This window comes from Pseudidiomarina atlantica, from assembly GCF_000753735.1.
GTDB classification, from domain to species: domain Bacteria; phylum Pseudomonadota; class Gammaproteobacteria; order Enterobacterales; family Alteromonadaceae; genus Pseudidiomarina; species Pseudidiomarina atlantica.
Window position 1 is genome coordinate 1 of record NZ_JPIN01000008.1, and the last position, 13287, is coordinate 13287.

Below are 13287 nucleotides of genomic sequence, written 5' to 3' on the forward strand. Positions count from 1 at the left end.
CTTGCTGCGCTGGGTGAGATAACCTAGCTTAACTTCACTGGACAGTTACCAATATTTCGGATTTAGCTGCTGGTTGGTGATAGGTTAAGCTAGTTCAGGAGTGATAATAGTTGTTATAAGCACTTTTTTCTCATTCATATTAGCTCTTATTTGTCTCACTTATTTGACAATAAGTTTTCCTAGATACCTTTGCATCTGACAATGAAAATCGTATTCTCCGGTCTTTAATACTGGCAATTCGATCAACTTTAACTTATTGGTCGGTAAAGTATCGCTGATCCCCAGATCAGGAATAAGCAAAGTTTCAGAGCAACAGATTTAAAGGCTTCCAGTTTGACAACAATCTCATTTAGCCGTTTTCATTTGTTTATTATATAACGTTACAATTAGCCAGCCAGTAATCATAGCTCCCAAGGACCACCCGAATAATCCCGTAACAAATCCACTAAAACTCACATGCCACTCGAAACCAGAGAGTTTTCCGTGAACCATGCCTTCTGTTAAAGCCATCATGCTAGAGGGCATAATAAGCACTAGCAAGCTACAAACTCCCCATAAAACTGCGAAAGCACCGCCAGCTGCTAAGCCAAATTTCTTTGCATTAAGTTTCATAACTTCCTCCTTAAAAATACCGTTGTAAATTAGATATATTGAAAAAGTACCGCTACTTGCACACTGCAAGTAGCGGCATTTCCAACGGAGAACTTAATCTCTACTACATTTCCTTTTTTTCTTCACTCTGATGTTCCATCATCTGCTCCATCATCATTTGCATCATATCCATTCTATGCTCCATCATTTTCATTTTATTCATCATATTTTCTTTGCCCGTTTGCTCTGCTTTGTTTCCCTTTTTGTGCTTTCCCTCGCTCATCTCTTTGTCCATCCCATGGTTCATCATTTTCATTCCCGTCTGCATTGACTTCATATGTTCTTGCATTAATTTTTTACGTTTCTCGGGATCAGGCTCACCTTTTACTTTTTTCATAACTTCGCGCATTTTTTTGCATATGTTCATGCATCGACATCATTTTTTCATGGCTCATCATCTCGCTGATTTCATTTGCTTCATCATCACCATGCTTGTGCTGTTTTTCAGCAAAGACAGGAGAGGCCATTAAAGCTGTGATAGTTAAAGCTGAAAGTACTTTTTTCATTTTATTACCCTCTTGACTATGACCAAATTGTATTGGTCTCATTAATTTTACTTTGTTTCACTATCGTTAAATCTTGGAGCCCACGCTGACGTAGACCTCATATAACGGCGATATTTATTGCCGAATCCTTCAATGCCTTCGATGAAATTGAATTTCATCGAATCTAACGGGAAACTTTTAAAGCTCATATTGTGACCTGGACGTTTTAAGCCATTTAACCGACAACTAGCTTTCCCCGATACATTTGCATCTGGCAATGAAAGTCGTACTCTCCGGGTTCCAGCGCTGGTATTTGAATTTGCTTTAATTTGTTAGAAGGCAACGTTTCACTTATTTCTAGCTTGGGAATGAGCAAAGTTTCAGAACAAGGCGATTGATCCTTCCGCAGGAACTTAAGTTCAACCGGTTTACCTTCAGGTATTTTTATTCTCGAAGGCGAGTAGATACCGTTTTCGACGGCAATCACCAAATCACCTTCTCCCAGCTTCAGCTGCTGGGGCTTGTAAAGCCAAAACCACCAGACGATCAGCGCGATCAAAGTGATACCAGCAATATTAATGAATAACATGTTTATTCTCCTGAATGCGTCAGTGTTAGAAGGTGCGTTAATGTTTCTTGGCTTTGAAAAAGCGTAACCGGTTAGCGTTACTCACTACCGTAAGAGAAGAAAAAGCCATTGCTGCACCAGCAATAACCGGGCTCAATAGCATTCCCAAAAACGGGTACAGAACGCCTGCGGCAAAAGGAATACCCGCTACGTTGTAAATAAAAGCACCAAATAAGTTTTGCTTAATATTGCGCAGCGTGGCCTTGCTCACCGCGATCGCATCGGCAAGCCCATGTAACGACCCACGCATCAATGTAATATCGGCACTTTCAATAGCAACGTCCGTCCCAGTGCCAATAGCGAAGCCTACATTGGCAATAGCTAGCGCTGGCGCATCATTAATACCGTCTCCCGTCATACCAACAATTTCGCCTTCCATCTGCAGCTCCTGAACCTTTTTTGATTTTTCTTCCGGCAGAACTTCAGCGAAAAATTCTTTAATTCCTACTTTTTCAGCAACTGCTTCTGCTGTCGCGCGATTATCACCAGTAAGCATCACTACTCGCACACCGTTATCTTGCAAACGTTTAATGGCGGCTACGGAGTCGTCTTTTATCGGGTCGGCAACTGCAATAATTGCAGCTAACTCATTATCAACGGCAAAGTACATAGGCGTCTTAGCTTCAGCAGCTAAGCCTTGGGCTTTTTCAACAAAGTTACCGAGCTCAACTTGACGTTCACGCAACAGCTTTTCATTACCGAAAAGGAGGGACTTCCCGTCTACTTTAGCCTCCACGCCATGGCCAGCAATCGCATTGAAGTTTGAGACTTTAGTTGTTTCAATTCCTCTTTCCCGAGCTGATTCAACTATCGCCTGTGCCAGCGGATGTTCAGAGCCAGACTCAAGTGTGGCTGCAAGTTGCAGTACTGTTTGCTCATCGTACTCACTCGCTACTAATACGTCGGTGACTTTAGGAGAACCAAGTGTAATGGTGCCCGTTTTATCCAGGATCATAGCCGATACTTTCGACGCTGTTTGCAATGCTTCGCCATTGCGAATCAGCACACCTGCCTCTGCGGCTTTTCCTACACCCACCATTACCGACATAGGCGTCGCCAGGCCTAATGCGCAAGGGCAAGCAATAATCAAGACAGTGGTCGCTGATACCACAGCAAAGGCCAGTGCCGGCTCAGGCCCAAAGTTAAGCCAAGCTAGAGCACTGATAACAGCGATAATCATAACGACTGGCACAAAGTAAGCTGAAATAATATCGGCAAGACGACCGATTGGGGGCTTAGAGTTTTGCGCCCGTTTCACCATGTTAATAATTTGAGCAAGTGCTGTATCTTTTCCGACTCTTGTCGCTTGAAACAAAAAGGAACCACTTTTATTTATCGTGCCCGCCACAACGTCATCACCAACTGATTTTTCCACGGGCATGGGTTCACCCGTTAGCATAGATTCATCAACGGTGGTACTTCCCTCTATAACTTTTCCATCAACAGGGATTTTTTCTCCGGGACGAACACGTACTACGTCCTCCTCGAGTACGTCTTCGATGGCGATATCCAATTGTTTATCGTCACGAATCACCCTAGCTGTTTTGGCTTGCAAACCAATGAGACGTTTTATGGCTTCGGACGTGCGCCCACGAGCTTTCAGTTCAAGTGCCAACCCCAGATTGATCAAACCGATAATCATCGCAGTCGCTTCAAAGTAAACGTGACGCGCCATTTCCGGAACTAGGTGTGGAACGATTACAACCACCATGGAATACAACCAGGCTGTACCAGTACCAAGCGCGATCAGCGTATCCATATTAGCGGAATGATTTTTCAGGGACTGCCAGGCACCAACAAAGAAATGTTTGCCAGAGAAATAAAGTACACCTAACGTTAGAATACCTACGACTAACCATGTCACACGTTCTGAGGTAGTGGTCACCGTCATTTCACCACCAAAAAGGCTATAAATCATTAGGGGTACACCTAACGACAGCGCGACGGTCATCTCACGCATCAGTCGCTTATAATAAGCCCAGTCGGCTTGCTCTTTTTCTGCCAACGCATCATCGCCACTTTGGGAAGTGGCTACTTTAGCGCTATACCCCACCTTCTCTACCGCTTTCACTAAAGCGCTCGGACTTGCTGTTCCTGTCACACTGACTGTTCGCTGCGCAAAGTTCATCTCTGCATTTTCCACACCGGATACAGACTTTAGTGCACTCTCGATTTTGCCAACACAACTCGCGCAACCGGCTCCCTCGATAATGAGTTCCTCAATGGAACGACTACGAACGTCCTCAGTTTTCACACCCATACCAGTGCTCCTTATTGATGGGAAAAAAGCCAAGCAACAGCTATTTCCCGTAAAGTACCAACGATAAAACCGTCACTCACTACATATCCGAAAATCGGTTCGCAGTTTGCACCATTCGTTTAATTTCATTTTCTTCAACGTTTTTTACTGTTTCTAACAGCTCTTTTGCGCTGTCTATATCAACACGGGAATATAGGTGTTCATACAACTCAATGACTTGCTCATGATGGTTTACAATGTTCTCCATAATGTGATCAGTATCTAACTCTTTAAAAGGCGAATCACAGTGTCCATGCTCAACGATGGGATGTTTCCCAATATAGTCATAACACCAAGTGTCTAATGCATTTCGGTTTGCTGTACTCAAAAAACCTTCGACCATTCGCTCTAAGCTAGCCTCATGACCCGACACGTAGTTTAGAATCATCCGAGCTCGTTCATCTTGGTTTTGTTTAGAGCAGTGAGTAACACACTCCTTCAGGTTTTTGTGGAAATCAACGGTCCAACTCAGCACATCTTTGATTGTTTCTATTTGCATTTTTTACTCCTTACCTATAATTAATCGTTACTTTCGTTTGCTTTTGTTAACTGGCGGACTTCTGTGACAACTCCACGGTGTATGTTCCGAATTATCTTTAATATTTTGGTCAATAAACTTGTAGTACTCTTCTTTCAGATGAGTCCACCACCCACTATTTATTTCAACACCAAACTTCCTGAGCTTTTCCTCTATAACATTGAGATCCACTTTAGAGGCATCATAAGCTACCAATAACAAGTTACGCTCAGAGTCATAGGCAACGCTATCGAGACCAACCAAGCTATCGATTTCGTTAATCGCTTCGCGAACTTTTTTCACACTCTCAGTGTTTAGCTTTAATGTGCGATTGACTAAGTTAATTTCCCGCACTCCGGCTCTATGATCGTTATTTGACATCAATACTGTCCTGTTAATTAAAACTACCAATACGTTTCAGGCAACATTTGCTCGGTGTTAACTTTGTAACGAAAGCTCTTTATTAGTGGCTGCTCGTTTATCGTGAACCCAGAACAATTCATCGATTGGCGAGATAGAAAATAATCCCTCGTTAGATACCCCAAGTATGGGCCGCTTCAACTACCAAGAGGGCAACATCACGCGCATCATCACTGTTCACATAAACTTCAAGCTGTACGTGATCAACTAAGTGATCATCGTTATAGCTATCGAAGTAGTAACCCCGTCCTCGCACAGGAAACAGCGTAAAGCCGCTAACGCCACGGCCGATGAGAGCCTCTTCCACTGAGTCTTGTCGAAGTTGATCAAAAATAGAGGTAATTTTAGATAGGTTCATATACCCCCCTAAAAGCCCTAAAACATATAGCTTATGGACTGTGTTTAGTCTAGTTACTTAAATTTCGAGAAAATCTAGAGTTGTAATTTAGTAGTGCTATTTCGGAGGGTAGTAAATATCGAAGAGTATTTGCTTCACATCACCTTTATAAGACACGGGATGTGGCAAGTTGCTAGGAGAGTTTATCGAAGTGTCGAATTGAATAAATACTAGAGGTGAGTTCGCAGAGTTACACTCTTCATCCATAGAGCATTTATCAACTACGCAGCAATAGCAGTCGTCAATGATAGATTGCTCACTTTCATCGCAATGAAAGTTATCTTTGCTTTCGTTGCTAACATCCATATGGCTAACACTTTTTTCGTGCTGTACATTGGAAGCATTGTTATAAGCAGGAGCGGCTGGGAAGGATAGCTGTATCACTATTCCTAACATAAGCACAACTAAAAATTTTGCTTGAAACATATGTGCGCTCCTATTGCCATGCTATAAATTAGCATACTACCACCTGCACATCATTGATCGAGATCAAAGGTGCGCAGGTGATATTTACAGAGTAAGGTATCATCAAACCTTAACGTCTTTCTTTCGCCACAAATAGTAAACAGCAGGTAATACGAGCAAGGTTAAGATAACAGCGCTGATCATTCCTCCAACCATTGGCGCGGCTATTCTACTAACCACCTCAGCCCCAGTCCCTGTACTAAACATTATAGGCAATAAACCAGCAATTGTAGAAACGGCCGTCATCATGACGGGGCGAACACGAAGTCCTGCCCCTTCCATTACAGCAAGAGAGAGACCCTCTTTCGTTAATGCTTTACCATGCTCTAACTGACTTTTTTCATATTCATTATAGGACTGGTTTAGGTAAGTCAGCATTAGTATTCCTATTTCTACAGTGACACCTGCTAGAGCTATAAAACCAACCGCTACAGCAACTGAGAAATTATAATCTAAAAGATACATTAGCCAGATTGACCCCACCAATGCGAGAGGCAAAGTTCCCAATATAATGGCTATTTCTGTAACGTTTCGAAAGTTCATATATAAAAGAACGATAATAATCGCGAGCGTTAACGGAATCACATAAGTCAGTTTTTCCTTTGCCCTTTCCATATATTCGTACTGCCCGGACCAGGTAACTGAATACCCTGCTGGCAACTCGAGTTCTTGTTCTACAACCTTCATTGCTTTTTCAACATAAGTGCCGATATCAACGCCCTCAATGTCGACAAAAGTCCAGCCATTAAGTCTTGCGTTTTCGCTTTTAATTGCCGGCGGTCCAAGTTCAACGTAGACATCAGCCACATCCGCCAAACTAATACGCTGCCCGTTTGGCGTAACTAAAGGTAGCTTCTTTAATTCTTCCGGCGAATCACGGTAATCTTGAGGGTAGCGCAAGTTTATTGGGTAACGTTCAAGCCCTTCAATGGTCTCTGAAACATTCATTCCACCAATAGCCGTGGCAACAACCTGTTGAACATCCTCAATGTTCAAACCGTAACGTGCAGCTTGCTCTCTTTTTATGTCAACTTTGACATAGCGCCCACCTGCCACACGTTCTGAATAAACAGAAGCCGTACCATCGACATCTTCAAGTATTGCTTCAAGCTGCTGACCGATCTTCTGAATTTCATTAAGATCAGCTCCGGCAACTTTTATACCTACCGGCGTTTTTATACCTGTCGATAACATATCAATGCGAGTTTTAATGGGGTATACCCACGCATTGGTCAGCCCCGGAAACTTTACAAGCGCATCCAGTTCTTTTTTCAGCTTCTCAGTGGTCATCCCGTCTCGCCACTGATCTTTCGGTTTCAGTTGAATAAAGGTTTCAACCATCGTTAGGGGTGCCGGGTCAGTTGCGGTATCCGCTCGGCCAATTTTGCCAAAAACCGTCTTCACTTCTGGTACTGTTTTTATGAGCTTGTCGGTTTGCTGCAACAGCTCCCTTGCTTTACCAATTGATAATCCGGGATAGGTAGTGGGCATATACATCAAATCGCCCTCATCCAAATCTGGAATAAATTCACTACCAATTTTGTCAATCGGCCAGACACCAACGGCCAGGATAACAAGCGCTCCGACAACTGCTGTCTTGGGGTATTTCAAAATGCCTTTTAAAAGCGGTTTATACCCGGCGATCAATAACCGATTAAGCGGGTTTTTCCCCTCAGGTGTTACCTTTCCTCTGATAAAATATCCCATCAACACGGGGATAACGGTAACCGCTAAGGCTGCACTGGCTGCCATTGCGTAAGTTTTCGTGAAAGCAAGCGGAGAAAACATCCGCCCTTCCTGGGCTTCTAAGGTAAATACCGGCATAAAGCTGACGGTAATAATGAGCAAGCTAAAGAAAAGAGCAGGGCCCACCTCTGAAGCAGAGTCGGCAACCACCCGCCAGCGGTTCTCTGCTGTCAGTGGCGTTTTTTCCATATGCTTATGCATATTTTCAATCATGACGATGGCACCATCGAGCATAGCGCCAATAGCGATTGCGATCCCTCCAAGTGACATAATATTCGCGTTAATTCCTTGCCAATACATGACAATAAACGCGGTTAAAATACCCAAAGGCAAGCTGATAACGGCAACCAGCGAGGAGCGGACATGGAAGAGAAATATCACACAGATAAACGCGACAATAGCGAGTTCTTCTATTACACTTTTCCAGAGACTTTCCACGGCATCCGAGATAAGCCCCGAACGATCATAGACAGTGACTATATCGACACCTTCTGGTAGCCCAGACTTTAATTCTTCCAACTTTTGTTTAACGCCCTCAATCGTTTTTTGGGCATTTTCTCCGAAACGCATTACCACAATACCACCCACGGTTTCTCCCTCACCGTTGAGTTCGGCGATACCGCGTCTCATTTGGGGGCCCACACCCACATCAGCAACGTCTTTAAGCAATAATGGCGTGCCATTTTCATCAACGCCAAGCGGGATACTCTCTAAGTCTGACACACTATCAATATAGCCTGAGGCCCGGACCATATACTCAGCTTCCGCCATTTCAACCACCGACGCCCCCACTTCCCGATTGCCTCGCTGGATAGCATTTTGTATGTGAGCAAGAGGAATATTGAATGCGCGCAGCTTCTCCGGATCCACTTTCACCTGGTACTGCTTTACCATCCCGCCGAGGGCGGCAACTTCCGAAACCCCCTCGACCGTTTGCAGTTCATACTTTAAAAACCAATCCTGCATACTGCGTAACTCACTCAAATTGTGGTTACCCGTGCGATCAACCAAGGCATACAAATACACCCAACCAACCCCTGTTGCATCAGGGCCTAATTGCGGTCTTGCATTAGAAGGCAGTTTCGGAGCAACCTGAGACAAATATTCCAGTACTCGCGAACGCGCCCAGTAAGCGTCTGTATCTTCGTCAAAAATGATATACACATAGGAGTCGCTGAAAAACGAATATCCACGGACGGTTTTAGCGCCGGGGACAGACAGCATAGCGGTTGTTAATGGATAGGTTACTTGATCTTCTACCACCTGCGGCGCTTGACCCGGATAGCTGGTTTTAATGATCACCTGGACATCCGACAAGTCCGGCAGTGCGTCTACGGGCGTATTCTTAACCGCAAAAGCACCAACACCCACGAGGATTAATGTCGCCAGAAGAACGAAAAAACGGTTACTCACTGACCATCGAATGACTGACTTAATCATGGTTATGCTCCTGCTCTGTCACTTGTTTTTGCTCAGGAATATGAATCGATGTGAGCTGGTACTGTTGCTTCCCGACTTGCGTTATTTCCGCATGCAAGGATAACCCCGTGCTAAGCTGAGAAAGTTCAACATCCGAAGCAACATCGAAGTCCATCGTCATTGCAGGCCAGTCCCATTCAGAAATCTCACCGTGCTCCAGCGTAACCATCGAGTGCTGAGGCATAACATTTTTAACGGTTGCTTCAACCCAGACAGCTTGAGCTGCTGTGTCACTTGACATGCTGCCATGGCTCTCGTTATCAACATGCGTGTCATGTTGCATGCGCTTAAAGTCAGAGGACTTACTGGACTCAGAATCAATCAAAAACTGAGCTGAAGTAACGATGTCATCACCTGCCATGAGACCCGATAAAATTTCAACTCGCGAGCTCCCTAACCGCCCAACATCAACATTAACTGATTTAAATTTCCCATCACCCAGTGCCAGGACAACTCGGTTCGAATCACCCATTCGGATAAGCGCTTCTTTAGGGATGATTAAGTTTTTGTCGCCTAAACCAGCCTTAATGTTAAGATTCGCAAACATGCCCGGTTTTAAAAAACCATCTGGGTTGTCGAAGTGAATTCGAACTTGTCCCGTCCGAGTTTTAGGGTTAAGTGACGGATAGACATAATCAACCTTTCCTTGCCACTCTTTACCTGGAGCATACTCAAGGTTCATTTGAACGTCATTGCCGACCTCAACCTGGTTCAATTGCCGCTCAAAGACTTCTGCAATAACCCAAATTTTATCCAGTTGAGCAATGGTCATTAAATTCATACTCGGCGTTACAAACGCACCTTCACGCACAGTCAGTCTATCCAATACCCCGGACTGCTTTGCTTTTACCGTGATTGTTTTCTGAATTTTACGAGTTTCTTTTAACTTCTTAATCTCAGATTCAGAGACTTGCAGAGCTCTTAAGCGTTCTTCAGCGGCATCAATTAGCACCTGATTACCTCTTTGCGAGGCCAATACAAGCTCCTCTTGCGCATTAACCATTTCAGGAGAGTAAATACTGTATAAAGGCTCGCCGGCTTTAACCGAGTTACCAACCGCTTTTACGAAAAGCTTCTCAATCCAGCCTTCAACACGAGGACTTACTGTTAATACTCGGTCCTCATCAAACTGAACATAGCCAACTGTTTCGATATCTAGGTTGAGTCTCGAGGACGTGACGGTTGCAGTTGTAACCCCAAGGTTATTAATAACGTCGGGATCAATTCTCACCGTACCAGGTGAACTCTCTTCTGCATCATCGCCATAGTAAGGAATAAGGTCCATCCCCATTGGAGACTTTCCTGGTTTGTCTCGACGATAATTGGGATCCATCGGAGCCACCCAATATAACGGCTCTTTTTCTGCATTGCCCGATGAACGATCAGACACTTCAGTCGATTGCATTACATAGCCAATAGCGCCAGCGCCAACTGCAAAGCCTACAGCTAAACTTATAAGAGATTTGGTGACTGTTTTCATTTTACACTCCTGAAAGTAATAAGTAGTTTGCTTCGGCAATCAATTTTTGGCGGTTGATGGCGATTGCTAATGCATCAATTTTTGCGTTGACTTCAGCAATCTGTGAACGCACCGCCTCTGCAAAGTCGCCATCATCATTGTTGTAAGCTGTCAATGCAGCTTCAGACTGGGCGGACATTTGTGGAAGTAGCTCTTCACGATAAAGAGCAGCGCGTTCATTCAAACGATTCAGTTGTACAAAGGTATTGCGTAAATTGGCTATTAACTGTCTGGCAATCAGCAGTTTTTCAGTTCTTTTTGCTTCAGTTTTATACTTTGCCGAACGCACCTGTTCATCCTGCTTGTTATCAGTAAACAGTGGTATATCGAACGTAACTCCGGCTGAAAACAAGTCGGCACGGTCATTGCCGCTTGGATCGTCGTTTCTATGGCCATATTTCAGATTGGCTGACCATTGCGGTTTATAACCTTGCTGAGCGAGCTCGACAGACGTCTCCGACGCCAAAATGTCTTGATCGGTCGCTTGCAAAACCGGGTGTTCTTTTATCAATTCGTACAAGGCTTGATTCGGTATTGTCGAAGGTGATAGCAATGTCTTCTTCAGCGTAAGACTCGGAAGGTCATCCGGTAACCTTGATTTCGCTATAACACCTATCCATTCCGACAATTCGCTTTGAAGTTGCTCCTCTTTTTGTCGCAGTGACGTCAACCTATCATCCAGGCGTGTAAGCTCAAGTTGGGCTCTAATAACATCTTGCTGCCGTGCTTTTCCCTCGGTACTGGTATAACTCGCCTTAGCCGTCGACACTAACTGTTCAAAAAGCGCTCTATCCGATTCAATCAAGCGAATACTTTGCTGAGAGAAAAAAACATCTAACCACAACTTCGTGACCGTTGTTTTGACCTTTGCAATACGATCCGCTCTTAAAAACGGTTGTTTTTGAGCTAATTGGTTTTTCTGCTTACGAGACAACGATAATGTGTCTCCTCTGGGAAATGTTTGTGAAACACCGACGACTAACTGGGTCATTCCTTCCTGTCTTGAACTAAAACTGTCAACCGGGAAACTGGCAGCCGTGAGCGATATTTGAGGGTCAGGCAAACTGGAAGAGGCTATTGCTTCACTCGCGAATGCTTCTTGGGTTTGCTTACTTGCCGTTAACCAAGGATCTTCTTGTACAGCGATACTCACTGCTTCTTGCAAATTCAAAAGCGGCTCTTGTGCATTAACGACATTTGGCACCACTACAGTCAGAACACTTAAATAAGCCATTCTTCTTAAAAGTTTCATATTGTTACTCTCAAAAACTGTGAATTTTTAAATTAAACACAGACCAAGTTATGAGTCGGACCGTAACGAGGACGACGAACGACGTCGTAACGACAATGACCGAACCAAAGCTTATAGCTGTGCTTTTACCTGGACGATAAACGCGCCAGGAGCGAGAAATTTAGTACTTTTTAAGAGTAGATTGGGGGCCGAAATAGCGAGAGAGAGTGCTTTTCTTTAATATTCGTATCTAAGAATGAGGAAGCGTTAAAAACCAGCTTCTCAATAGGCGGAACGGTGGATTGCTCAGAATAAACGACAGTAATTGACGGGCTGTAACAATGACGCATCATTGAATCAGAGCAACAGTTATCGGTAAGAGAATGTGACACTTCGCAATCTGCAAGATCGCAAACTTGCTCAGTAGGATCGTGCATACATGCCTTTTCCGTACTAATAGTTTGTGAAAATGACATTGTTGTTACTGCTAATAGCAGTAGGACAATGATTAAACGATACATGCGAAGCTTCACTATAAAAACATGCTTGCATTGTATCTCTTTTGGCTGATAAAGATCAATCAATTAAAGGAAGTACCCATAACGAGGTAGTCAACCCAGATGGTGATACGACTTCTACATCACCACCCAGATTTATTGCTAACTCAGGCGCTTTCAAGCTCTAAATACCAAAGTCATCGAACCTTACTTGTTCTCGCGGAACGCCAAAGTCAGCAAGAGACTTTAACGTTGCTTTCAGCATTGGTGGAGGACCACACACGTAAACGTCCAATGTGTTTTTGTTTTCATCTGCCAACCATTTCATTGCGGTTTCGTGCACAAAGCCAGTGTGCCCGGCCCACTCATCTGATTTAGCAACCTCTGAAAGTACCGGTATATAATTTAACCGCTCATCTCTTTCGAACTCATCCCTATAACAGAGCTCTTTTTCATATCGTGCGCCGTAAAAAAAGATACAGCGACGAGGAGAGCCTGCTGCTAATTCACTTTGTATTAACGCTCTCAACGGTGCAATACCCGCGCCGCCCCCGATGAAGACTTGTGTATGAGAGTTTTGCTTTGCCAGTTGGAAGTCTCCAAATGGCCCAACGGCATCGACACGAGCGCCAGCTTTTAAATTACATAAGTAATTTGATCCCACCCCCGGCGGTACCCCTTCGCTTGGCGATGGCAGCTGCCTTATGTTAAACACAAATCGAGTCGGGTGAGGCCGCGTAGCAACAGAGTAATGTCGTGACAATATTTCGTTTAAGTGTGGAATACGAAACTGCATAAACTGCCCGGCTTCATAATTAACGGGCTCTGAACTCACAAAGGTAAGCTCCATAATGGATGGAGTCAGTTGACGCTTTGAATCGAGTGTTAAAGCTATATCACTAACCCCCTCATTATGTAACTTTACTTCATAATTTGGGGTAAGCGGATTAAAT

Annotated in this window: 13 protein-coding genes; all 13 read right to left on the reverse strand. The window is 44.1% G+C overall.

Translation table 11 applies throughout. The features are described 5' to 3' along the window. Nucleotides 1–159: 159 nt before the first annotated feature. The 13 genes from IDAT_RS13570 to IDAT_RS08435 all read right to left on the reverse strand — a co-directional run bounded on the left by IDAT_RS13570 (nucleotide 160) and on the right by IDAT_RS08435 (nucleotide 13229). Nucleotides 160–300 (reverse strand): cupredoxin domain-containing protein, encoded by a 141-nt coding sequence (locus IDAT_RS13570; protein ID WP_153849795.1) that lies wholly within the window; start codon nucleotides 298–300, stop codon nucleotides 160–162. A gap of 45 nt (nucleotides 301–345) precedes the next feature. Next, nucleotides 346–612 carry a DUF5676 family membrane protein gene (locus IDAT_RS08380; RefSeq protein ID WP_034732776.1) on the reverse strand — a complete coding sequence of 89 codons (267 nt, stop codon included), beginning with the start codon at nucleotides 610–612 and terminating at the stop codon, nucleotides 346–348. A 103-nt stretch (nucleotides 613–715) separates the two neighbouring features. After that, nucleotides 716–988, reverse strand: coding sequence for a hypothetical protein (locus tag IDAT_RS13505; protein ID WP_244441622.1), 273 nt, complete (start codon nucleotides 986–988; stop codon nucleotides 716–718). Next, complete coding sequence (locus IDAT_RS13510; protein ID WP_244441623.1) at nucleotides 969–1157, reverse strand: hypothetical protein; 189 nt, start codon at nucleotides 1155–1157, stop codon at nucleotides 969–971. Before IDAT_RS13510 ends, IDAT_RS13505 begins: the two co-directional genes overlap by 20 nt. A 214-nt stretch (nucleotides 1158–1371) precedes the next feature. Further along, nucleotides 1372–1725, reverse strand: a complete 354-nt coding sequence (locus IDAT_RS08390; RefSeq protein WP_034732779.1) for a cupredoxin domain-containing protein — start codon at nucleotides 1723–1725, stop codon at nucleotides 1372–1374. A 37-nt stretch (nucleotides 1726–1762) separates the two neighbouring features. After that, nucleotides 1763–4024, reverse strand: coding sequence for a heavy metal translocating P-type ATPase (locus tag IDAT_RS08395; protein WP_034732781.1), 2262 nt, complete (start codon nucleotides 4022–4024; stop codon nucleotides 1763–1765). Between the two features lie 79 nt (nucleotides 4025–4103). Then, complete coding sequence (locus IDAT_RS08400) at nucleotides 4104–4562, reverse strand: hypothetical protein (RefSeq protein ID WP_011234470.1); 459 nt, start codon at nucleotides 4560–4562, stop codon at nucleotides 4104–4106. Nucleotides 4563–4589: 27 nt separating this feature from the next. Then, the gene (locus IDAT_RS08405) at nucleotides 4590–4961 is read right to left on the reverse strand and encodes a cation transporter (protein WP_034732784.1); all 372 of its coding nucleotides are present in this window, start codon (nucleotides 4959–4961) and stop codon (nucleotides 4590–4592) included. A 151-nt stretch (nucleotides 4962–5112) separates the two neighbouring features. Then, the gene (locus IDAT_RS08410; RefSeq protein WP_244441624.1) at nucleotides 5113–5358 is read right to left on the reverse strand and encodes a P-II family nitrogen regulator; all 246 of its coding nucleotides are present in this window, start codon (nucleotides 5356–5358) and stop codon (nucleotides 5113–5115) included. Between the two features lie 567 nt (nucleotides 5359–5925). Further along, the gene (locus tag IDAT_RS08420; RefSeq protein WP_034732788.1) at nucleotides 5926–9048 is read right to left on the reverse strand and encodes an efflux RND transporter permease subunit; all 3123 of its coding nucleotides are present in this window, start codon (nucleotides 9046–9048) and stop codon (nucleotides 5926–5928) included. Next, nucleotides 9041–10567 carry an efflux RND transporter periplasmic adaptor subunit gene (locus tag IDAT_RS08425; protein ID WP_034732789.1) on the reverse strand — a complete coding sequence of 509 codons (1527 nt, stop codon included), beginning with the start codon at nucleotides 10565–10567 and terminating at the stop codon, nucleotides 9041–9043. The genes IDAT_RS08420 and IDAT_RS08425 overlap by 8 nt, the downstream gene beginning before the upstream one ends. 1 nt (nucleotide 10568) lies before the next feature. After that, on the reverse strand, nucleotides 10569–11858 hold the full coding sequence (locus IDAT_RS08430; RefSeq protein WP_244441625.1) for a TolC family protein: 1290 nt from the start codon (nucleotides 11856–11858) through the stop codon (nucleotides 10569–10571). A gap of 660 nt (nucleotides 11859–12518) precedes the next feature. After that, nucleotides 12519–13229 (reverse strand): FAD-binding oxidoreductase, encoded by a 711-nt coding sequence (locus IDAT_RS08435; RefSeq protein ID WP_280113585.1) that lies wholly within the window; start codon nucleotides 13227–13229, stop codon nucleotides 12519–12521. Nucleotides 13230–13287 lie beyond the last annotated feature (58 nt).